General features: G+C 54.5%; 15 protein-coding genes and 4 pseudogenes. 5 read left to right on the top strand and 14 right to left on the bottom strand.

What is annotated here, in order from left to right:
• Nucleotides 1-117: 117 nt before the first annotated feature.
• The 7 genes from IEI95_RS25980 to IEI95_RS25950 all read right to left on the bottom strand — a co-directional run bounded on the left by IEI95_RS25980 (nucleotide 118) and on the right by IEI95_RS25950 (nucleotide 7,144).
• A complete protein-coding gene (locus tag IEI95_RS25980; protein ID WP_234934266.1) occupies nucleotides 118-1,383 on the bottom strand; it encodes an amidase family protein in 1,266 nt (421 codons plus the stop codon).
• Nucleotides 1,384-1,627: 244 nt separating this feature from the next.
• Nucleotides 1,628-2,146: a GNAT family N-acetyltransferase gene (locus IEI95_RS25975; RefSeq protein WP_156538680.1), complete on the bottom strand. Its 519-nt coding sequence runs from the start codon at nucleotides 2,144-2,146 to the stop codon at nucleotides 1,628-1,630.
• Between the two features lie 71 nt (nucleotides 2,147-2,217).
• Complete coding sequence (locus tag IEI95_RS25970; RefSeq protein WP_194417184.1) at nucleotides 2,218-3,417, bottom strand: class I adenylate-forming enzyme family protein; 1,200 nt, start codon at nucleotides 3,415-3,417, stop codon at nucleotides 2,218-2,220.
• A gap of 19 nt (nucleotides 3,418-3,436) precedes the next feature.
• Nucleotides 3,437-3,718 carry a hypothetical protein gene (locus IEI95_RS25965; protein WP_156537137.1) on the bottom strand — a complete coding sequence of 94 codons (282 nt, stop codon included), beginning with the start codon at nucleotides 3,716-3,718 and terminating at the stop codon, nucleotides 3,437-3,439.
• A complete protein-coding gene (locus tag IEI95_RS25960) occupies nucleotides 3,718-4,110 on the bottom strand; it encodes a hypothetical protein (protein WP_156537136.1) in 393 nt (130 codons plus the stop codon). Before IEI95_RS25960 ends, IEI95_RS25965 begins: the two co-directional genes overlap by 1 nt.
• A 6-nt stretch (nucleotides 4,111-4,116) precedes the next feature.
• Nucleotides 4,117-5,862 (bottom strand): prenyltransferase/squalene oxidase repeat-containing protein, encoded by a 1,746-nt coding sequence (locus IEI95_RS25955; RefSeq protein ID WP_194417183.1) that lies wholly within the window; start codon nucleotides 5,860-5,862, stop codon nucleotides 4,117-4,119.
• A gap of 253 nt (nucleotides 5,863-6,115) precedes the next feature.
• Nucleotides 6,116-7,144: a phenylacetate--CoA ligase family protein gene (locus IEI95_RS25950; RefSeq protein ID WP_194417182.1), complete on the bottom strand. Its 1,029-nt coding sequence runs from the start codon at nucleotides 7,142-7,144 to the stop codon at nucleotides 6,116-6,118.
• Between the two features lie 591 nt (nucleotides 7,145-7,735).
• Here IEI95_RS25950 and IEI95_RS25945 point away from each other — a divergent pair.
• A pseudogene (locus IEI95_RS25945) lies at nucleotides 7,736-7,831 on the top strand (transposase); the annotation flags it as partial.
• Nucleotides 7,832-7,967: 136 nt separating this feature from the next.
• Here the strand turns inward: IEI95_RS25945 and IEI95_RS25940 are convergent.
• From IEI95_RS25940 to IEI95_RS25920, 5 genes and pseudogenes are all read right to left on the bottom strand, one after another.
• Nucleotides 7,968-9,350 carry an MFS transporter gene (locus IEI95_RS25940; RefSeq protein WP_156532556.1) on the bottom strand — a complete coding sequence of 461 codons (1,383 nt, stop codon included), beginning with the start codon at nucleotides 9,348-9,350 and terminating at the stop codon, nucleotides 7,968-7,970.
• 320 nt (nucleotides 9,351-9,670) lie between these two features.
• Nucleotides 9,671-9,865: pseudogene (locus tag IEI95_RS25935) on the bottom strand (dihydrodipicolinate synthase family protein); the annotation flags it as partial.
• 137 nt (nucleotides 9,866-10,002) lie between these two features.
• The gene (gene istB / locus IEI95_RS25930; protein WP_156543945.1) at nucleotides 10,003-10,737 is read right to left on the bottom strand and encodes an IS21-like element helper ATPase IstB; all 735 of its coding nucleotides are present in this window, start codon (nucleotides 10,735-10,737) and stop codon (nucleotides 10,003-10,005) included.
• A pseudogene (gene istA / locus IEI95_RS25925) lies at nucleotides 10,670-12,236 on the bottom strand (IS21 family transposase). The gene istB and the pseudogene istA overlap by 68 nt, the downstream one beginning before the upstream one ends.
• Before the next feature lie 110 nt (nucleotides 12,237-12,346).
• Nucleotides 12,347-13,105, bottom strand: a pseudogene (locus IEI95_RS25920) (dihydrodipicolinate synthase family protein); the annotation flags it as partial.
• Nucleotides 13,106-13,268: 163 nt separating this feature from the next.
• Here IEI95_RS25920 and IEI95_RS25915 point away from each other — a divergent pair.
• Nucleotides 13,269-14,300 (top strand): LacI family DNA-binding transcriptional regulator, encoded by a 1,032-nt coding sequence (locus tag IEI95_RS25915; RefSeq protein ID WP_156532555.1) that lies wholly within the window; start codon nucleotides 13,269-13,271, stop codon nucleotides 14,298-14,300.
• 45 nt (nucleotides 14,301-14,345) lie between these two features.
• On the opposite strand, the gene IEI95_RS25910 is transcribed toward IEI95_RS25915, so the two are convergent.
• Both IEI95_RS25910 and iolG read right to left on the bottom strand, forming a co-directional pair.
• Complete coding sequence (locus tag IEI95_RS25910; RefSeq protein ID WP_156532554.1) at nucleotides 14,346-15,350, bottom strand: hypothetical protein; 1,005 nt, start codon at nucleotides 15,348-15,350, stop codon at nucleotides 14,346-14,348.
• Between the two features lie 227 nt (nucleotides 15,351-15,577).
• Nucleotides 15,578-16,567 carry an inositol 2-dehydrogenase gene (iolG, locus tag IEI95_RS25905; protein WP_156532553.1) on the bottom strand — a complete coding sequence of 330 codons (990 nt, stop codon included), beginning with the start codon at nucleotides 16,565-16,567 and terminating at the stop codon, nucleotides 15,578-15,580.
• 254 nt (nucleotides 16,568-16,821) lie between these two features.
• Between iolG and IEI95_RS25900 the strand changes: the two genes are divergently transcribed.
• From IEI95_RS25900 to iolD, 3 genes are all read left to right on the top strand, one after another.
• Nucleotides 16,822-17,670, top strand: coding sequence for a MurR/RpiR family transcriptional regulator (locus IEI95_RS25900; protein ID WP_234890978.1), 849 nt, complete (start codon nucleotides 16,822-16,824; stop codon nucleotides 17,668-17,670).
• A gap of 127 nt (nucleotides 17,671-17,797) precedes the next feature.
• Nucleotides 17,798-19,702 (top strand): bifunctional 5-dehydro-2-deoxygluconokinase/5-dehydro-2-deoxyphosphogluconate aldolase, encoded by a 1,905-nt coding sequence (locus IEI95_RS25895; protein ID WP_194417181.1) that lies wholly within the window; start codon nucleotides 17,798-17,800, stop codon nucleotides 19,700-19,702.
• Nucleotides 19,703-19,729: 27 nt separating this feature from the next.
• Nucleotides 19,730-21,565 (top strand): 3D-(3,5/4)-trihydroxycyclohexane-1,2-dione acylhydrolase (decyclizing), encoded by a 1,836-nt coding sequence (iolD, locus tag IEI95_RS25890; RefSeq protein ID WP_194417180.1) that lies wholly within the window; start codon nucleotides 19,730-19,732, stop codon nucleotides 21,563-21,565.

Raw genomic sequence — 21,565 nt, 5'->3', positions numbered from 1 at the left:
CGTGATTGGCTTCCAGAGTGTCGAAGCAACTTATCTGACTGCACTCGCAGTTAAGAGAGTTGCACGACGCGTGCGGACTACTTCACTGCACCACGCAATTGAAGGGTTGAAGGATATCTATATGGCCCGTCCATTATGCTTCGCGGTCACATACAAGGCTGCCTCATCAAAGAATTGGCGTCTTGCATTGAGTTCATGAGTCTCGATCCAACTGGGTAACAAGTCGGACAACACCTTTGCTGTTTTCATTACGCCAACTTCTCTTTGCGCTCGGGCAAAGATCTGAACGGCCATGGGAAAACCGCGACTGCTTACGCGATAGGGGTAAGAAATAGCCGAAAGGTTACAAAGATTTGCGATGATCATATAATTCCAAGGATCAAACCGGTCGGAGGAGTTAAGTGGCAACATGTGCTGGGTGGATTGGACAGGAATTCGACTAACTGGGTAGGGATCGACCGGTAGCAAAACCCCAGAAAATCCACTGCTCGCGAAAAGCCTCTCAACCTCCAAAACCAAAATATTGCGGCTATCTCGGGCGTCTTGATATTCATTGAATGAAATGCATCCGCCACTTTCGATCGTTTGCCTGGTGCTCGGACGAAGCTGGTTGAGGGGAAAGGTTTCCTTATGTTCTTCGAAAAATCGATTCAGCTCATAGGCAATCATTTTCCAGCCGAGATGACGCTGAGGCCAGATTTCCCAATCGAACCTTTCAACTGAAACTCCAGCAGAACGGATTTGCGCGACGTAGTCCTCAAAGGATTGAGCAATTTCATCATCGATTTGTTTCGGCAGATACGGAGCGGCGAGCGAGATTTTCTCAACTTCCGCAGATTGTTGAGAGTAAATTTTTGAAAGATCGTGGCGATCCCACAAATAAAGCATATCGTCGACTGTTCTGGCGACTGCCCCAATCCGCTCCAGCGAAGAACTGACTGGGACCACACCCCGCTTATATTCTTCCGATTCACCAAAGACGAGCGCCACGGCTCCGCAGAAAGAAGCTGGGCGGCGTACAGAGCCTGCGGCGTCGGTGCCGAACGATACATCACTGATGCCACTCGCCACCGCAGCGGCTGAGCCATTACTAGATCCACCTGGCGAAAATAGCGGGAAAAGGGGGTTGACGCAGTCGGAAAAATTATTTCCGACGCCGAACTCCGTTGTTCGAGCTTTACCTTGCGTGTAGATTCCAGCTTTTTCAAAAGCGATTACTATTGATGCTGATGCGTCTGGTATTGCTGAAATAGTTTTACTGCCAAATCTGCTTTCTAGTCGTTTTACTGCAATTAAATCTTTATAAGAGGCTGACGTTTCGCCATCATCTGAATGTGTATGTGATTCTATTGTTCCGATTAAGGCGGATACCTTAGAATTCACGACGCTAACGTACTCATTAAATAATCTCGACCAGTTTTCCCGAAGGTATGCCGAGTGTGATGTCACCTGAGCTCTCACAGCGAGTGGAGCAAAAGGCGATAAATGTCTTCTTTCTGCAGAAATATTTCTCAATGGAGGAATCCCGCGAACTACAATCGATTTGAGATAAACCTACTCAAATCCGGTCGCCCATCAAGAAGTCGGGCTGCATAGCTTAATGCCTAAACGGCATCAGTTCGAATTGTCATGTGGTAGCATTTGACAGAACTAGTCGGAGAATATCATTTGGGTAGGTTTGATCGCCTATCCGATAGTTTGTTTCTCCAAACTTCTCGAAACCGCAGCGCGAATAAAATTTTATGGCTCTTTCGTTTTTCGCGTTCACACTTAACCAAACATCTGGTCGATCAGTTTGGGCACAGAAATGACGCACCTCCTTCAGCAATTCTTTACCTACGCCCTGCCGCTGATGTTGCGGTTGTACGTAAAGGGTGGAAATCTCTGTATCGCTGTATGGGGTCGCCGGAGCAACTGATCCTGTGATGACGCGTATAAATCCGTCAATCCCCTCGGAGTTTTGCGAAACCCAGATTTTGTCGCTGCTTCGGGAAAGGATATCTTTATAACGATCTGGTGTGTACCTCTGAAGTGCGTAGTCTGCAAAAAATGCATTGATACCATTTTGCAAGAAGGTACCAAACCAAATTTCAAGACTTATCGCTGCAAGGCTAGAGGCATCATCAAATGTTGCTTCTCTAATCATATCCGTTCTCTTTGAAACTTCGTTTTCCGAAAGTAAGTCTCTAAACGTCGCCAAGTAATATTGATAATTTTCTAAAGAACATCTATGCGAGCGCCACTAAATTGACTTCTCGGAAGTCCAAGAACCTTACCGGAAGGTGATCTTCGGAATGGTTCGCGACTCAATTCGATTTTGGACGGGTATATACTTCTGGGATATGCCTCGCTCACGATGTAAGCAACCTCCTGCCTAATTCTTTCGACGTGACCCACCGTACCGCCGCAAAAGAAGTGCACCACAAAGCCGTGCCCTCGGAGGTCATCAAGTTTTTTTTCGACGTAGAAGTCGACATCCTGAAAATAGTACGTCAACTGCTGTTGCAGGACGTCGAGATCGGTGTTCACTCCGTTAATTTGGATTACCCTATCCATCCTTCCGACTAAGACGAACTGGCGCTCTCCTGTGAAGCGGGCGATATCGCCAGTTCGCACAGAGAAGTTTTGGTTAGAGTGAAGAATGTCCATATTTCCTTCCTGCGACTCATATGCGCAGCGCGGTCCTGAAACAATCATCTCACTGGTTACTCCGCTGACGTCACCAGACGGGAGCAATTCGACATCGTTGAACAACGTCCAAGCATTCGGCGCGACCTCAGTTCTTCGGTGGGCAATTGCACCGGCTTCTGTCGAGCCATAGATTTCGAAGCCTTCGACGGAGTTTGTTCGAAGTGCTTCGATAGTTGCAGCGTATCTGGGGGATGCAGGCCCAGCCGATTGCAGTATCGCGGTACGGCTTCTTGACGTGAACGCATCCTCACTTTTTTCAAGGGCACGAAACGAAGCAGGGAGCGCCAAGATAAGTGACGAGTTGATACCAGCACCAGCAGGCGGGATTCCCGCATTAATAGGATTGTAAGTAAAGGGTACACCTAGTCGTAGTGAAAGAGCAAAACCACACAGAAATCCAAATGCGTGATTAGGTGGCGCGAACGAGATAACCTCATCCGGCATCGACGTACCGTGACTCACAATCGCCAAAACTGCTTGGGCTTCAAGCGCTATCTGAGATCGGCTCTTCCTAACGTTCTTGGGCTTTCCCGTCGATCCGGACGTTGTAAATACAATGCTTTCGGGTATCAACTCGAAGGATGCAAAGCCGTTGCCATTCGCATCCACTGTCCACTGTGAGTTCGATAATTCCGCGGGAAGCTCGGGAACGAGGCTACCACCCGATTTCGTATCGAGCAAAACCGTTAGAAACTCCTCGTTCGAATATCGTCTAATCATTGGCATTTGCTGATTTCCCCTATGCCTAAAGACCGAGTAACGTTGACGCGTCAGCGATTTTGCGCTCGCAAAACGGCACAAGTTCTTTAAAGCTCGAAAAGTTTACCTGGACATCATCGGTGTAAAGATCGACCTGAACCTCGAATGCCGCTTCCACCATTTCGACAAATTCCAAGGCACGGAGGCTGTCGTAGTTCAATCCCTCAATTTCCGTGAAAGGAAGGCTTGCATCGACCGTGGAGGCATCAACATCAAAGTTGCTTAGGATTTGTTGGTTCAGTTTCCGACGAATTTCTTCACCTGTCATTAGGCGACTCCTTTTGGGGGTGCATGCTGTCTCGACATTGGGGTGCTGAAATCGCTGGCAGCAACTGGCAGCAATTCGATGAAAACGTACTCTCCTCGCCCCCCATCGGCAAAAAGATCACTCAACTCTTGGAGCAGTTGCGCCCGCCAAGAGTCGGATCGTTCATTCGATATCGCGACACTAACGTAGGCTATTGGGCCAGCCCACGCCTTGTTCATCTCAGCAATGCTTAATGGACCAGGATAAATGTCAGCCTGTGTTATAGGCTGCCAAAGAATCAATAGATGGCGGACATCGACACCGAGGCGACCGAAGATCACCGTCATCTTCCTACATATATTCCGCCGTTTTTTTAGATCCGAAATGTCGCTTTTAATTTGAATCGTGGGCATGGCGTCTCACAAGACTAACGGTGGAAGGCGAAAAGCCGGTTCTCGCAGCTTTCGCCGAAGAAGAGAGTACAGCGGGATCACTAGCGGATCTTGTCGAATGGCGCCCATGGGCGTCCATCCGATTACCCCACTTGGAGAGCACAGCCGGTCCAAAAAACGGGAAAGCTGAGGGGATAAAGGCTGCGCTTGTTCCGATAGAGCCAGCGCAGCTTGGTAGGTTGCATACAGTGTTGGCAATCCGCCGTCCTGTTCGAAATATCCTCCGAGCCGGACGCGACCGTTCAGCCCGGTGAGCAAGGTCTTGCTTGCTTGAAACTCACCCAAAATCCATAGGAGGCGACTTGCTTGCGCTGACGCCGAGGTGTTCATTGGGCCGCCGGGTATATTCGACGCCCATGTTCCTCTGAGGCAACTCCTCACGAACATCGATAGTTGTCTGACATCAATCGTTTGCGAGATATCGTTTCCAAGCAAATAAAGAATCGAAACCGCCGCGCTCGTTGAAACAAGATCGGAGCCACGGCCTTGCCAATAGCCGAATCCACCATCCGGATTTTGAAGTTCCCCAATCCATTTGGCGACTCTTGGCGGAGAGTCCAATTTGCGTCCAATATACCCTAGCGATGCGATTGCCCAAAGAGTGCAGCGCACTTCAGCTCCACGCCCCGGCATGTACATGATGCCATCTTCCCAAGGCATATGGGCCCTTCTCAGCCACATTGAAAGGACGTCAACGCTCGAAGTATCCTGTTGATTATATGCATGAATTAAAGCTGATGCTGTTGTTAACGCATCACCGGCTGCTACCGGTTCCCGATAGGTGTATCCGCCTCCTGAAATCCCAAACTGCTCAATGGTAGACTCGACCGCCGCAGTAACCGACGCCGAAACGTCTACTCCTATTGCTTGCAAAGCACCTACGGCAGAAAAATTGGCCCAGACATCTGTGGCCTGATAATCCTCCCATCGGACAAACCCTCGACCATTATACCTTTGAAGAATCCAGTCTCGGCATTTGGTAACGTCAAGGGGCCTTGCATCAACCTTTGTTAGTGCGCGAGTTGCTCGAAATGTCGCCCAAAGGCATGGCTTATATTCTGGCCCAAATCGGAAACCGCCGACTGGATCTTGCATCGACTGGAGCCAGGAGACCAAATCCGATACGTTCCATATAGGCTCTACGATTCCAGCAACATGCTTTGCATGAACCGCGTAGTAGGTCGCCCTTGTGTCTACCCCCGCGCTGGCAGGATTCCATGCCAATCCGCCATTGGAACACTGAAGACCAGACAACCATTTGGCTAACTTTTCGACATTGGGAACGGGAACCCCCACGATCTCACGAAATACCCGTGTCGCATAATAGGTGGCCCAGACGTCTGGAGTCTGTCCCGGCTTCATAGCGAAACCGCCCTCCGGTGACTGGAGAGAATGTAACCAATCGATCAATGAACTGGTGGGCTTGATCTCGACGCCGATGTCGCCTAAAGCCTGTGTGCAATAGAATGTCGCCCAAATGTCTGAAGGCAATCCTCTCTGCCACGAGAAACTACCGTCGGGATTTTGGCATGAGATAACGTAGGAGCTTATCTCTTCAGACCGTTCCGCACTCGGCGGCCGTTTGAGCCAGGTTAAGGTTCGGATTGCGGCATAGGTCGCCCAAAGGTCAGAACTGCCTGTGCCAGCTCCCCCATCAGTCGTTCGGAGGAAACGAAATCCTTCGCTTGCAGATAATGTTGCTGGCTGGATCATTGGCTTACTCGAACGATGTTGGATTTCTTCCAGTTTTTTAGACCTGCGCCGCTTTTCGTGGTCACGGGCAATTGACTAACGACGTCGATCTGGACTTCGATGTTTGAGGTTAGCAGAAGCTCCTGCGCCGAGTTTCGGATATCATCGAACGAGGCTCCACGAGGGAGTTGTTCAAGAACAATCCGTGAAGCTTCTCCGTCTGCGGTCTGGATGAGATAGCCCGTGACATCCGGGACTTGATAAATAAGATCTTCTATATCACCCGCGAGGTATTCCCTGCCTCCAATCGAGATCGTCTCCTCTCGTCTCCCGAGAATTTGCAGGCGGTACAGTTCATTAATCGGGGCAGAATCCGGACCATATCGCCGGTACCGAGACGGAGAAACGGTCGGGCATAGCCGTGCAGAGAAGATATAATCAGTTCACCTTCAGCCCCCGCTGACATTGGCTCAATCGACCCGTCTGGTTTCATGATCTCGCACAGAAACGAATATTGAAGGACATTGAGATCACCATTTGCGCCGACAGCTGCAATAGTCCCAGTCTCAGTTGACCCGTAACTCGCATTAAAAACTTTTGCAGACCACCAGTTCTCAAGAGACTCTTTCAAACCTTTCGTAACAACTTCTCCGGAAAGCATGATTTTTGTTACGTGCCTAGACACTTCGTCGAACGTCCCACGCTGCCTTAGGATACGCGTGAATTGAAGAAGTGTACCGGGAGAAGACCAAACGACAGTTGGCTGGAAGCTCTGGAATAACGCCTCCAAGCGGTCCCATGTGACCATACCTTGCGTGAATGGATATGCACGCGCCGTCACACAGCCGATGATTTCGCAGCAACCAGCTACAAGGTCGCCGATCGGAGCAATATCAGATGGGAGCAGGATAACGGAGCGATCATCGGCGCTGACAATCTCAGACCAAAGCAGCGCGACACCTGCATAGTTCCATGCTAAGTCTAACTGCGTTCGTTTCGTTGGCGTGGGTCGGCCAGTGGTTCCAGAAGTTTCGTAGTACTTCAGAATTCCGTGGATGTTCGTGTTTTCAAAATCGAAGGAGAACGTTTTAAAAACACCCTTTGGAACAACCGGTAAGGATGAGAAATGCTCTGGCGAAAAATCTCCAATTCCTGAATAAAATTTTGTATTTTTTGCACGCTCCCACGATTCTTCTAGCCATATGTTTGCATATAATTGGTAATTTCGTAGGTTTTCTTCAATTTCTTCATAATTGATAATGTTTCTGATATGCTTCTTACCATTCGCTGAAGTATGTGGCATCAGAAGTCTCCAAGGTTACAATGCCTACTTAACCGCTATGGGATAAATTTCTCTCCTGTGCACAGCTTGACTATGTTCGCGAAGGTTCATCTGACAATCAATGATTGAATTTGCATGCTGCGATGCACAAAAATGCATCGATTTCTCGTTGGGGGTGCTTATTTTATGAGCGACAAACAGGTGTTCGATCGGACACCACGAGAGCTTGATCAACGACGACTGATGCCTGGATTATCCTCCTGTTGCAATGCAACGCAAAAAAAGCCCCAGCGCGATCTGCTTACGGGGTTCTCTGTGGTCTGCCATTCAGCCGTGAGTACTTTTTAGACTTGGACGATAAGGCTTTATGCCGGCATTGGTTGCGGGGATGCGATGTAGTTCAGACGGCAACCTGCAACGAATGTCGGTATCGGTAGTTGCGAGCCCCCGCAACCACTGAGACTTGTAACCGGCGCCATGAAGTCTCCTCCTCTGCGAGGACGGCCTCGAGCAGGTTCAAATAATCCATCTTCTCGACCCTGTCCTTGTGACCTTGCCCCGCTGAACTAATCCATTTTGAAGTAAGCTCTGGCCCATTGAGAGGACCAGAGAATGAAGCGCAACCGTTTCACAGACGAGCAGATTATCGGGATATTGAAGGAGCATGAGGCAGGCACGCCGGTCTCTGAGCTTTGCCGCAAGCATGGCGAATGCTGAATATCGAAACTTCTGTTGGTCCAAAAGGTGGGATGGTTCACAGTGCGGCATCTTGAAATGGATGCCATGAGTAGAAAAATCGCCAAATGACTTGGCGGTGGTCGCCAAGCCATCCAGAGTAGCAGTGTCAGGGGGAGAGTTCCTCAAGAACGCGGTCTTTAGTCTCTACCGCGAAGAGAGCTGTCACGAGAGCGCCTACCAGCAGAATTACCGCGAAGGCCCCGAATACATATTGGATTCCCATCGACGACATAACCCAGCCGACAGCAATAGGGCCGGCAGAAGATCCGAGCCGTAACCAGGCGCTGCCTGTGCCCGTGCCGATAGCACGCAGACGTGTCGGGTAGATCTCCGAGGAATAAAGATACAGCGAAAACGTCACCGTCTGGACAATGGCGTAGGCAAGTCCCGCAAGGACCAGAACCTGAACCGCTGAGGTCGCTCCTAGCCAGGCGAGAATAAACAGCGGGATCGGGGCGATCAGAAGTGCACCGGTGTACCAGCGTTTACGTCCCACTTTGTCGATGAGAAATGCGCAGATAATGGCTGCGATTACACCACCGACAGAGGTGATAAAGCCGTAGAGGATACTCGTTTCAAGCGGGAGATTGAATGTCTGGCGATAGAGGGTTGGAAGCCAGGTGATCGTGCCATTGGCCACCATATAAGCGCAGAACCACATGGCCCATATCGACAATGTGCGCTTAAGATAAATACCCTGAAACAGCTCGCGCCAGTCGGATTTGCGACGCATGGGCGCGGCGACGATTTTTGGCTCAGGCAGTTCGTTGCCGGCGGCCCTAGCGCTGTTCTCCAACTTGGAGACGATACGATCAGCGTCTTCGTACCGACCATTGGCAACCAACCAACGAGGAGATTCATGCAGGAACCATCGTAGCGGGATCATCAAAATTGCGGGAACCAGGCCGACGACGAACATCGCTTTCCAGCCATAGAGCGGAACCATGAAGTATCCGATCAAGCCTGCGCCCACCAGGCCAAGCAGAAACATGACCTCGTACAACAGAAAGAACCTGCCGCGCCCTTTAGAGCCAATCAACTCGTTGATATAAGCGCTGGCGACCGGTACTTCACCGCCGGTACCAATTCCTTGTACGAACCGGAATGCCATCATCATGCCAGCACCTGCCGCAAACAAGCACGCGATATCCATGCTGACAAAAAGCAGAATGGTGAACAGCAGAACTTTCAAGCGGCCAATCTTCTCAGCCATCCAACCGAAGCAGACCGCGCCAATCAGCTGCCCGAGGTAGCCCATAGACAGGATCATGCCGGTTTGTCCCGGAGTGAGGTTCCACTCGCGAACCAGGACCGGCATGGCATAGGCGATTGCGATCACGGTGTAGCCGTCAAAAAAGGTTGCAGCGCCGACAATGTTCCGTGCCCAGAAAACCTCGCGGGTGACCGGCAGCCTTTCAAGGCGCGCACTGATTTCAGCTTGCGGGTCAACAAGCGGCGCCGCTGCTGTGATCCGTTGTTCAATATTCATGATATCCTCCCTCTGCCTGGCCCATTCTCCCAGCCTGGCGTCGAACCTACGCGTTGATTGTCTCGACTTCCGGATCGTTGGACACAGGATGACCAAGAACCCGGAGGACGCGGCTCTTCATGGCGAAAGACGCACCAAGCCTGGCAGTCGGTGCGGATGCGGCGCATCACTCCCAGATGCGGCCGCAATGTCCTCCCCTTGGAATGCCCCCGCCTGATACGAACGATCAGTGGAATGACCGTTCGTATTCCTTTGTTGCCCTCAAGGCGAAGATGCGAGTGCATCGTCAAGCCTTGATATGAGAAGCAGGGAATTGCTGACTATTCAGCCGCCATCAGTTGCTCAACGCGGCCAATACCGGCAGCATCGAAGGCCGCAAAGATTTCAGCTTCGGCCTTCTCGCCGAGATTCTTCAGGGGCTCGCGGATCGTGGCGTGCTCCAGGACACCACGATGGACGAGACCGAGCTTAAGGGCCACGGTGCCCTCCATGTGAGAACCTCGATGGTACACGGCTGTCAATCGGCGCGGAAAGTTGACCCCATATCGGCGTCCAATGTTGACCCCCGTGTTGACGATCAGCACCTGGATCGCCCGGCGCTGGCCGGGGTTGCAGAGGGCGAAACAGGTGCGGGTGATGGGGCTCTTCGGCTTTAGCTTTGAGAGCGGTTTTTGAAGCGCCAGGACTCGTTGCCGGTTTCGACGATCTCGCAGTGATGGGTGAGCCTGTCGAGGAGCGCGGTGGTCATCTTGGCGTCGCCGAAGACGGTTGGCCATTCGCCGAATGCCAGGTTGGTGGTGACTATGATGGATGTGCGCTCGTAGAGCCTGCTGATCAGGTGGAACAGAAGCTGGCCGCCGGCCTGGGCGAATGGCAGGTATCCGAGTTCGTCGAGGATGATGAAGTCGAGGCGGTTGAGATAGTCCGCCGTCCGGCCCTGCTTGCCGCTGCGCGTCTCCGTCTCCAGCCGATTGACCAAGTCGACGACATTGTAGAAGCGCCCGCGTGTGCCGTTGCGGATGAGCGCGCGGGCGATCGCGATGGCCAGGTGGCTCTTGCCGGTGCCCGTGCCTCCGACGAGAACAACATTGCGCTGATCGGCAACAAAGGCTCCGGTGGCCAGGTCGCGGACAAGGCCTTCATTGACGGGCGTGTTGGTGAAGTCGAAGTCGTCGATATCCTTGGCGAGCGGCAGCTTGGCGATGCTGAGCTGGTAGCGGATGGAGCGGGCCTGCTTCTCGGCGATCTCGGACTGCAGAAGATCGCCAACGATACGCGGCGGCTCATGCTGGCGCTTGATGCCGTTGCCCATGACCTCGTCATAGGCGCTGCGCATGCCGTAGAGCTTCAAGGTGCTCATCAATTCCAGAACCTGTGTGCGTTCCATCAGCTTGCCCTCCTGAGGCTGTCATAGCGAGCGCAATCGGCGACCGGCTCATGGGTCAGCCGCAGTGCATCGGGGATTTGCAGGGGCGCAGCCGGAGCAGGATCACGACGCCGCGCCAGTATGTTGAGGATGACGGCAGCCGAGCAGACGCCCTGATCAAGCGCCTCCTGGCAGGCGGCCTCAACGGTCGTGATACCGTCGCCCGGTACGCATCCGAGAATGGTGACCATTTGCCGATCGCCGTCATCGACTGTCTTCAATCGCTTGCGGACCTTCTCCATCGCCGCCGGCATTACCCAGTCGCGGAACGGCGCGCCATTGCGAAGAGCGCCGGGTTTACGGGCCAGGACAGGCACATAATGCCAGGGATCATAGACCGTCTCGCCGCGGCCGAAGCTGCGCCGATGTTCGGCGATGACCGTGCCATCCTGCTTGACCACAATCCGGTCGGCATAGGCGTGGACTTCGACCGGGCGGCCGACAGCCGTTGAGAGGACCGAGTATTTGTTATTGTCGAAACGGACCGTGCAGGTCTTCGAGACCGAGGCCGGAACGCAGTGAAAGCCGTCGAACGGACCGACATAGGGGACGAGGCTGCTGCGTTCGGCTTCGAACATCTGCCAGATCGTCTGGTCGGCCTGTTCCGGATGGTTATGCGCTTTGGCATAGGCGACGCATTTGTCGAGCAGCCAAACGTTCAATTCCTCAAGGCTCTTAACCCTCAGGCGCGGCGTGAAGAAGCGTTCGCGCACCAGGCCAACCTGGTTCTCGACCTGGCCCTTCTCCCAACCAGACGCCGGGGTGCAGGCGACAGGCTGAACAAGGTAGTGGCTGCACATCTGCAGAAAGCGGCGATTGTATAGCCGCTCCTTGCCCACGAACACCGCCTCCACCGCCGTCTTCATGTTATCGTAGATGCCACGCGTGCAGGTACCACGGAAGAAGGCAAACGCCTTGTCGTGGGCGTCAAACACCATCTCCTGGCTCTCGCGCATATAGGCACGTGCAAACATCATGCGGCTGTGGCAGAGCCGGACATGAGCAACCTTCACGGTCGTCGTCGTGCCGTTGATCAGCACGATCTCGTGGCTCCAGTCGAACTGGTAGGCTTCGCCGGGTGCATAGTAGAGCGGCACATAGGCCTGCGCCGTCGCTGATCCCCGGTTCTTCGCCCAACCCTTGGCGTAACGGCGGATCGCATCATAGCTGCCGTCATATCCGAGCGCTCGAAGCTCCTCGTAAATCCGGATCAGCGTTAGCCGTTCGCGCGATGGCCTGCCTTCGTTCGTCGCAAGAAACCGCTCGATCTCCGCCTGCCAGGCCCCCGTCTTTGGCAAAGGCTGCCGCTCGCGCTCGTAGGAGAAGTCGGTCTCGTCGCTGCGCAATATCTTGCGGACCGTGTTGCGGGAAACATGCAGTTCACGGGCGATCTTCTTCATCGACCAACCTTGAACATGAAAGGCCCGCCGGACGCGCGCAATCGTATCCACTCGCTTCAACTCCCTCTCCATCCGCCGTCAAAAGACGGATGGTCAGATAAATCCGAAGGGGGTCAAAATTGGACGCCGATTACCCCGCTAATGGGGTCAATTTTGCACGCCGGAACACACACGGCTCGTGTAACCGGAAGGAGTTGCTCGAAAAGCTTGCGTGCTTCGGGATAGTTCTGCGCCTTGCCCGCCTTGATCAGGTCGATCAGGAGTTCTGGTGCGATATTTCCATAACCAACGAGCAGGCCATCAACATCGAACATGGTCGGCAGCAGCCATTCGTCGTGGCAGCTCAGGATTTGCAGATTGGGATTGGCCTTTTTGAGCTCGGGGATCTCAACATACCAGCGCTTCATGTTGCGCACACCGTTTTTGGTGGCAACGACCCCATCCTGGGTCGCGATGGCAAGCTGGGTGTCCAGGTCGTAGGATGCTTTGGTCGCATCCGGATACTGGAAGAGAATGCATTGCAGGCCGGATTCCTGCCAGATCGCCTTGTAGCGATCCTGCGGGGCGCCCTTCTGGAAGCCGAAACGGAGCCAGCCGTGGTTGGGATAAACAAGTGCGCCAGTTGCCCCGGCTGCCTTGCACTTCTTGGCTTCTTCCGCCGCGACCCGGGTGCCTTCACCGGTGATACCAGCAATGATCGGAATCCGACCATCAACCGCCTCTACATAGGTGCGGATGAGCTTCAATCGCTCTTCTTCCGTCAGAAAAGTACCTTCGCCAGCATGGCCAAGAATGACAAGGCTTTTCACGCCGTCCATTCGTGCAAGCCATTTGGCAATACGGATATTGGCAGCATAATCGACCTCACCATCGCGGGTGAAAGCAGTGACTGGTGCCGGGCTGAGCCCTCTCATATCCATTGGTTGCATCGGGTATCTCCTCCTCAGATAGCCGCCGCCCGCTTTAGCGACCGGCGATAGGATCGTTAATGGGAACGTTCCCACTATCGTTTCTGATTTTACTGGAGTCAATATTTTTTTTAATGCATGGTTGAAGCTGCAATTGCGCAGGGCTGTCAGCGGAGAACCTCGAATGAATGTAAGGACCGAAGATGCGGGGCGTCTGGGACGTGTGACAATTCTCGATGTTGCGTCGGCTGCTGGTGTCTCAAAATCGACGGTATCGCGCATTCTCGATGAACGTCTTCCCCGATCCGATAACGATACGGCCCGTCGTGTCCGCAAAATTGCTGAAGAGCTGGGATATGTGCGGGATATCTCGGCGGCGAGCTTGAGGCGTGGTAGCACGATGACGGTCGGCATCATCGTGCCACGCTTGACCGATACAGTCATGGCCATGCTTTACGAGTCGCTGGCCAAGGCCTGTAGCAGAAGCGGCCGCTTTGCAATTGTCGCGACAACCGATGATAAGCCCAGGGCCGACAGGCTTGCTGCCGAATCACTTTTGAACCGCGGAGTGGATGGGCTCATCCTTTCGACAGCGCGGCTGGATGATGATTTTGCTGATGACCTCATCGCTCGGGGAGTACCCCATGTCTTCGCTCTTCGCACGGCTGGGGCAAGCCTCTGTTCCGTTGGCGATGACAGGTTGGGGGGATACTTGGCAACACGCCACCTGATAGACCTGGGCCATCGTCATATTGGGGTGATTGCAGGACCATCTTATGCTTCCAGCGCGGTTGGGCGGGTGGAAGGCTACAGGCAGGCAATGCACGAAGCAGGACTTCCGGTCTTTCCAGAGGCAATCGTTCCATCGACCTTCGGGCTCGACGCCGGCGCGGAAGCCGCTGAATATCTGATGCGGCTGGATAACCGTCCGACAGCAATCTTTGCCGTCAATGACAACACGGCTATTGGTGCGCTCTCGGGGCTTTCGCGCCTCGGAATTTCCGTACCCAAAGAGGTTTCTGTGGTCGGATATAATGACATTCCGATTGTCAATCATCTCCCCACACCGCTGACAACGGTTCGGGTTCCCTTCGACCAGATCGCATCGCATGCTTTGGATCTATTGCTGAGTGAGGCGGTTTCGGCTGAAGACAGGATACGGATCTCGGCTCCGACGCTTATCCCGCGCAAATCGACGGCTAAGCCGGTGCTGTAGCATTTTAATATCTGCTTCTAACCAATTGTCGGTGACAATCGGCAATCAATGAGATGGCACGTCGCAGATCGGGATAGGGCGCGGAGGAGGTGCGGGATGATCCATCTTGTATTGAGCGATAATCGGCTCGAGCTTTTCCTTAGGCCAGAACTGCGGGGAGCCAATTTCCTTCAGGCAGGCGTTGTTCCAATAGGTCTTATTCCCTGAAGTGGACCGGCCTGCCGTCAAGTCCCGGGAAACTGCGTTGATGTCTCGTGACTCAGGGTAGATATAGAGGGTGGTCGGGTTATCCTTGACCAGTGACAGAACTTGGGGCGCGTCGTCCGGAGACCAACTTGTGCAACCGTCACTGCGACCAGCGGGATAGGTGACGAGATTACCGCGCGGGACATAGCCGTCTCGATTGGCGTAAGTGCTGTCAGGCTTTTTCAGCATGCAAATCCCGGAGACCAATGCCGCCGCATGCCCGCCAATTGCGCGCTGGCGGGCATTGGCGGTCTCACCGGTTCCATCGAACTGTACGAAAGATCTCGTCAGGAAAGATTCCTGATTGGCTGAGGTGCGGTAATAGCCTTTGAACGTCGTCTTGATTTCGCTCGTCATGTAAGCGCCGCCCGCCGTCAGATTTGAATCCAGGGCATTACCAAAGTTCTTGGCGCATTCTCGCCCGTTTGAGAAATTGACGACGCCTCCGAGATTGCGCCCGCCACCGTGTCCCGCTGATATGACCCGAAAGGATCGCTGCGCTTCACAGATGACATAGAAGCGGCCTCCGGAGGTGCCGTCAGTACGGTCGTTTGGCCGGGTGGCATCCATCGCGAAATAACATGCGTTGCTGACCTTGCCTTCCGCCACTCTAGCGAGATAGAGCGCACGCGCCCTCTCCAGGACGACAGGGGCGATCTGGCCGGTTCCTTCCCCCACGTGGTCTTTCAGCCAGTCTGGAAGGCGTGATGGTCCTTCTGCGGCCATAGCCAGGGAAGAGGCCGATGACAAAGCGAAGACGGAGAAAAGTCTGATGAATTTGAAAAATTTGGGAGTGAATGTCATGCGCATCTTCCTGAAACATCCGTTGCTTTGCAAATCTTGCCGAGGCTGAAATCCACTGGCAGGATGCTGTAGCACTTTAAATTTGCTGCATAATCCTCTCCTCAAATCGGGTCAGATTTAAGGAATGATGCAGTCAAGAATGTTCAGGGATTGATGATCGGCAACATGCCTTGCAAATAGCCGGGTTTTGGAAAAACCCGGCTATTAACCTTTGGGGATACTCTCGATTACAGCGTAACGACGATCTTTTCCTTGGCGGCTTTCACCGCTGCATCCGCCAGTTTCAGCGCAATCAGGCCATCTTCGATGGATGGCGAAGGTGCTTTGCCGCTCTCGATGAAATCGAGAAACGCCGAAATTTCAGCGGCATAAGCCGCCGTATAGCGGGTCATGAAGAAATCATGCAGCGGCGGGCGGGTGTAGCCATCCTTGGTGGCGATCTCGATGGAGACCGGGCGCTGGTTTTCAGCGGCCACCGAGCCTTCCGAGCCATGCACTTCAATGCGCTGGTCATAGCCATAGGTGGCGCGGCGGGAGTTGGAGATAATCGCCTGACGGCCAGAGGCCGTGGTCAGCACAAGGCTGGCGCTGTCATAATCGCCCAGTTCGCCAATCTTCGGGTCCACCAGAACCGAGGCAGAGGCCATGACGGAGGTGATTTCCTCGCCTAGCAGGAAGCGGGCAATGTCGAAATCATGAATGGTCATATCGCGGAAGATACCGCCGGAGACCTTGATATAGTCTGGCGGCGGCGCACCGGGGTCGCGGCTGGTGATGGTGACCATTTCGACCTTGCCGATCTTGCCATCATCAATCGCCTTGCGAACCGCCTGAAAATGGGGATCGAAACGACGGTTAAAGCCCAGCATCACCTTGCCGCCGTTGGCACGCACCACTTCGGCGCAGGCTTCTGCCCGCTTCACATCCAGATCAATCGGCTTTTCGCAGAACACGGCCTTGCCAGCGGCGGTGAACCGTTCGATCAGATCGGAATGCGTGTTGGTGGGCGTGCAGATCAGCACGGCATCAATCGATGCATCGGCTTCGATCTCTTCAATGGTCTTGACCTCGGCCCCATAGGCATCGGCAATCGCCTTGGCGGCTTCGGGGAAAGCATCCGCAACGGCCACCAATTGGGCGCGCTTGTCTTCGCCAATGGCCTTGGCATGTACTTTGCCGATACGGCCTGCGCCCAGAAGGGCCAGTTTCTTTACCATCGTTCTTCTCCTCCCTGGCCTGCACCCGATGGGGCGCAAAGCACATGACACGTTAAAATCTCAAACCAAACGACACGAACCATGACAATCGCCAGCTCTTGCGTCACTCCTCGTTTGGAATATACGTTCTATTTTGCTAGATTGGGATCGTGTTTATGTCAAGGCAGGCTGTGATGCCGCCTCGACAGGTTTCACGCCATTACCACCCCCGTGCCAACACTTGAGGCCCTATATCCGCCATGTCAGAAACAATGATGTCAGACACAATGCCGCAGGGCATCGATACCGACAGCATCAAAGCCCCCGACAGCGTCAAGGCGTTTGAAGAGCGGCTGATGCAGGTCTCGGACACGCTGCCCAAGCGGCTCAAGCAATGCGCGGACTATGTGGCCGCCAATAAGGACCGCATTGCCGTCTCGACTGTGGCCGAAATGGCGGAAGGGGCGGGCGTGCAGCCCTCTGCCTTTATGCGATTTTGCCAAATATTTGGTTTTTCTGGATTTTCCGAAATGCAAAAGCTGTTTCGGGACTCTTTTGTCGGCGGCTGGCCGGATTATTCCACCCGCCTGCACCATTTGCGGGAAACAGCATCCGGCAGCCCATCGGCGCTTTTGGCGGAATTTGTCGAGGCGGGGCGCGTGTCGCTGGAAGGGTTGCTGCAAACGGTCGATCCGCACCTGCTGGAACAGGCCGTGACCTGCCTCAGCACGGCTGGAATGATCCATATTGTTGGCTTGCGCCGTTCCTTTCCGGTGGCAAGCTATATTGCCTATGCCTTTGAAAAAATGGCGGTTCCGGCCATGTTACACAGCGGCGTTGGCAAGCTGGAAAGCCAGCATGCCATCCGTGATGGTGATGTGGTGCTGGCCATTACCTTTGCGCCCTATTCGACCGAGACGCTGGATCTGGTTGAGCAAGTCTCAGCGCGGGGCATTTCCGTGGTGGCAATTACCGATACGGTGGTCAATCCGCTGCGTAAACTGGGGGCAATGACCCTCTCAGTCGCCGAGGTGGATTTTGGCGCATTTCGCTCACTCTCTGCCACGCTTTGTCTGGCCATTGCGCTCTCGGTTGCGGTGGGAACGGCCCGACAACAGGACTGAACATTTGTGTTGATGGGTTCAAAAATAGAATATATAGTCCATTTTTAAGCGATAATAGAATGACCTTCCGGGAGTGAGGTCATTGACGGCAGGCAAAGCAAGCCCTGTCGCGTCCAAGGAGGAAAGCGTGCCAAAACTTGACCTGATCACCATCGGCCGTTCGTCCGTTGATCTTTACGGCGCGCAAGTGGGTGGCCGTTTGGAAGATATGGCCTCCTTCAACAAATATATCGGCGGCTCCCCCACCAACATTGCGGCTGGCACCGCCCGGTTGGGTTTGAAATCGGCTCTCATCACCCGCGTGGGCGATGAGCATATGGGCCGCTTTATCCGCGAGCAGTTGGTACGCGAAGGCGTGGATGTGCGGGGTGTCAAGACCGACCCCAAACGGTTGACCGCACTGGTTTTGCTGGGCATTCGTGATGAGCACCAGTTTCCGCTGATTTTCTACCGCGAAAACTGCGCCGACATGGCGCTGTGCGAGGATGATATAGATCCGGCTTTTGTGGCTGAATCCGGGTGTGTTTGCGTCACGGGTACGCATCTCTCCCACCCCAATACCGAAGCTGCGGTGCTGAAAGCGCTGCGGTTGGCGCGGGAAAATGGCGCAAAGACGGCGCTGGATATTGATTACCGCCCCAACCTTTGGGGCTTGGCGGGTCATGGCGATGGTGAAAGCCGCTTTATCGAATCACAGGCCGTGACGGCAAAGCTGCAATCCACCCTGCATTGGTTTGATCTGATTGTCGGCACGGAAGAGGAATTCCACATTGCGGGCGGCTCTACCAACACGGTGGAAGCGCTGCGGGCGGTGCGGAATGTTTCCAAGGCCACGCTGGTGTGCAAGCGCGGTGCCTTGGGCGCTGTGGTATTTGATGGCGCAATTCCCGACAGTCTTGATGATGGCCAGACCGGCGAAGGCTTCCCCATTGAGGTCTTCAATGTGCTGGGCGCTGGCGATGGCTTCATGTCTGGCCTGCTCAAAGGCTGGCTGACGGGCAAGGATTGGCCCACAGCCTTGAAATATGCCAATGCCTGCGGCGCTTTTGCTGTGTCGCGCCACGGCTGCACGCCCGCCTATCCCAGCCTTGAAGAGCTGGATTATTTCTTCAAAACCGGCATTCGCAACAAGGCTTTGCGCAAGGATGCGGCGCTGGAACAGGTGCATTGGTCCACCAACCGCGATGGTGAATGGCCGCAGATGCGGGTGTTTGCCTTCGATCACCGCATGCAGCTGGAAGCCATGTGTGATGAGGCGGGCGTTTCGCATGAGCAGATCGGGGCTTTCAAGCAACTCTGCCTGAAAGCCGCGCAGCAGGTGGCCAATGGTCAACCCGGTTATGGCATTTTGTGTGATAGCCGTCTGGGTCGTGATGCGCTTTATCAGGCCTCCGGGTCTGGTCTTTGGATTGGCCGCCCGGTGGAATGGCCGGGCTCTCGCCCGCTGACATTGGAGCCGGAACTGGGCGAGGATTTCGGTGGCCTGACCGAATGGCCGGTGGAAAATGTGGTGAAGGTTCTGTGCTTCTATCATCCCGATGATGATGCGGCTTTGAAGGAACAACAAGAAAATACGGTAAAACGTCTTTTCACGGCTGCACGCCGTAACCGGCTTGAAATGCTGTTGGAGATTATTCCGTCCAAGGTTGGCTCAACGGATGATGATACGGCAGCGACGATTATCCAGCGCTTCTACGACATTGGCGTCTACCCCGATTGGTGGAAGCTGGAACCGATGAAAACGACAGGCGCATGGGCCAAGGCGGTTGACGCCATTTCCCGCAACGATCCCTATACACGGGGCATTGTTGTGCTGGGTCTGGATGCGCCCGCCGCCGAGCTGGAGGAGAGCTTTAAAACCGCAGCTAGCTTTAATCTGGTCAAGGGCTTTGCGGTTGGGCGCACCATTTTTGGCGATGCGGCCCGCAAGTGGTTAGCTGGCACATTATCGGATGAAGATGCGATTGCTGACATGGTGGGCAAATACACATCGCTGTGTCAGGTCTGGGATCGGGCGCGTTCAAACGCTTGAGCCTTTAGAATTTCAGGGAGAGAGACAATGACTACCGCTGGGAAAACGGTGCGATTGACGGCCGCTCAGGCTCTGGTGCGCTACCTTGCCAATCAGATGACGCCGGAAGGCGTGCCGTTTATTGCTGGCGTCTGGGCCATTTTTGGCCATGGCAATGTTGCGGGTCTGGGCGAGGCCTTGCAGGGCGCAAAAGACAGCGTCACCACATGGCGCGGCCAGAATGAGCAATCCATGGCCCACGCGGCCATTGCCTATGCCAAACAGCTTGGCCGCCGCCGCGCTATGGCTGTTACCTCCTCCATTGGTCCCGGTGCGCTGAACATGGTCACGGCTGCGGCCTTGGCGCATGTCAATCGCCTGCCGGTGCTGCTGCTGCCCGGTGATGTGTTCGCCAATCGCGGACCCGATCCGGTGTTGCAGCAGGTGGAGGATTTCAATGATGGCCTGATGTCGGCCAATGATTGCTTTCGCCCCGTCAGCCGTTATTTCGACCGCATTTCCCGGCCTGAACATTTGTTGACAGCCCTGCCCCGCGCCTTTCGCACCATGACCGATCCCGCCGACTGCGGCCCGGTCACGCTGGCCTTTTGTCAGGATACACAGGCAGAAGCCTACGATTACCCCGAGAGCTTCTTTGCACCCAAAATATGGCACATCCGCCGTCCACAGCCGGATTCGTTTGAGCTGGAAACGGCCATTGCCGCCATCAAATCTGCCAAAAGCCCAGTGATTGTCGCAGGCGGTGGCGTGCATTTTTCCGGTGCCACCCAAACCCTGCGCGATTTTGCACATAAGCATCAGATTCCGGTGGTGGAAACCCAAGCCGGAAAATCGGCCCTGCCATGGGACGATGCGCTGAATTTCGGACCCGTCGGCGTGACGGGTGCGGCCAGTGCCAACACGATTTGCGAGGTTGCGGATCTCGTGATCGGTGTTGGCACCCGCTTTCAGGATTTTACCACCGGTTCGTGGGCGCTGTTTAAGAACCCGAACCGCAAGATTCTTGCGCTCAACGTGCAGGCTTATGACAGTGCCAAGCATGACGCTCTGCCCTTGGTGGCGGATGCGAAAATCGGTCTGGAATTGATCTCAAAAGCTCTGGGTGATGATCGTTTTGCAATGCCGGATGCAGGCCTGAAGGCCGATTGGTTTGCTAAAGCCGATGCTGTCACGGCACCGCCGAAGGATGGCAACAGCCTACCCACCGACATGCAAGTGATTGGTGCCGTGCAACGCGCTTCGCATGACAATACGGTGGTGATGTGCGCCGCTGGCACCATGCCGGGCGAGTTGCACCAACTCTGGAAATCCAAACTGCCGCTGTCCTACCATATGGAATATGGCTTTTCCTGCATGGGCTATGAGATTGCAGGCGGCATGGGCATCAAAATGGCAGAGCCGGAGCGTGACGTGATCGTCATGGTTGGAGATGGCTCTTACATGATGATGAATTCCGAGCTGGTGACGGCCTGCGCTCTGGGCGTGAAAATCACCGTGGTGATCACCGATAACCGGGGCTATGGCTGCATCAATCGTCTGCAAATGGGCACCGGCGGGGCCGAGTTTAACAATCTCTACGCCCATACCTCGCATATCCACGCGCCACAGATCGATTTTGCCGCCCATGCGGCATCTATGGGGGCAAATAGCCGCAAGGTCACCACCATCACTGATCTGGAAACCGCTCTAGAGAGTGCTCGCGAGGCGACAAGACCCACCGTGATTGTCATCGACACCGATCCTTATCCAACGCCGGAGGCTGGCGGATACTGGTGGGATGTGGCGGTGCCGGAAGTTTCAGACCGCAATGAAGTGCAACAGGCTCGCGCCCGCTACGAGGCAGCGCTCAAGGAAAGACAGTAA

It is taken from the genome of Agrobacterium vitis (assembly GCF_014926405.1).
GTDB lineage: Bacteria > Pseudomonadota > Alphaproteobacteria > Rhizobiales > Rhizobiaceae > Allorhizobium > Allorhizobium vitis_H.
The sequence above is the reverse complement of the archived record's forward strand: the minus strand, read 5'-3'. Positions and strand labels throughout refer to the sequence as shown.

What these genes read in the sequence shown, in the direction of transcription:
- IEI95_RS25950 (WP_194417182.1), bottom strand. Translation starts at nt 7,144, where the DNA reads ATGCCACATACTTCAGCGAATGGTAAGAAGCATATCAGAAACATTATC.
- IEI95_RS25900 (WP_234890978.1), top strand. Translation starts at nt 16,822, where the DNA reads ATGTCAGACACAATGCCGCAGGGCATCGATACCGACAGCATCAAAGCC.
- IEI95_RS25960 (WP_156537136.1), bottom strand. Translation starts at nt 4,110, where the DNA reads ATGCCCACGATTCAAATTAAAAGCGACATTTCGGATCTAAAAAAACGG.
- iolG (WP_156532553.1), bottom strand. Translation starts at nt 16,567, where the DNA reads ATGGTAAAGAAACTGGCCCTTCTGGGCGCAGGCCGTATCGGCAAAGTA.
- IEI95_RS25940 (WP_156532556.1), bottom strand. Translation starts at nt 9,350, where the DNA reads ATGAATATTGAACAACGGATCACAGCAGCGGCGCCGCTTGTTGACCCG.
- IEI95_RS25975 (WP_156538680.1), bottom strand. Translation starts at nt 2,146, where the DNA reads ATGATTAGAGAAGCAACATTTGATGATGCCTCTAGCCTTGCAGCGATA.
- istB (WP_156543945.1), bottom strand. Translation starts at nt 10,737, where the DNA reads ATGGAACGCACACAGGTTCTGGAATTGATGAGCACCTTGAAGCTCTAC.
- IEI95_RS25955 (WP_194417183.1), bottom strand. Translation starts at nt 5,862, where the DNA reads ATGATCCAGCCAGCAACATTATCTGCAAGCGAAGGATTTCGTTTCCTC.
- IEI95_RS25915 (WP_156532555.1), top strand. Translation starts at nt 13,269, where the DNA reads ATGAATGTAAGGACCGAAGATGCGGGGCGTCTGGGACGTGTGACAATT.
- IEI95_RS25965 (WP_156537137.1), bottom strand. Translation starts at nt 3,718, where the DNA reads ATGACAGGTGAAGAAATTCGTCGGAAACTGAACCAACAAATCCTAAGC.
- iolD (WP_194417180.1), top strand. Translation starts at nt 19,730, where the DNA reads ATGACTACCGCTGGGAAAACGGTGCGATTGACGGCCGCTCAGGCTCTG.
- IEI95_RS25970 (WP_194417184.1), bottom strand. Translation starts at nt 3,417, where the DNA reads ATGCCAATGATTAGACGATATTCGAACGAGGAGTTTCTAACGGTTTTG.
- IEI95_RS25910 (WP_156532554.1), bottom strand. Translation starts at nt 15,350, where the DNA reads ATGACATTCACTCCCAAATTTTTCAAATTCATCAGACTTTTCTCCGTC.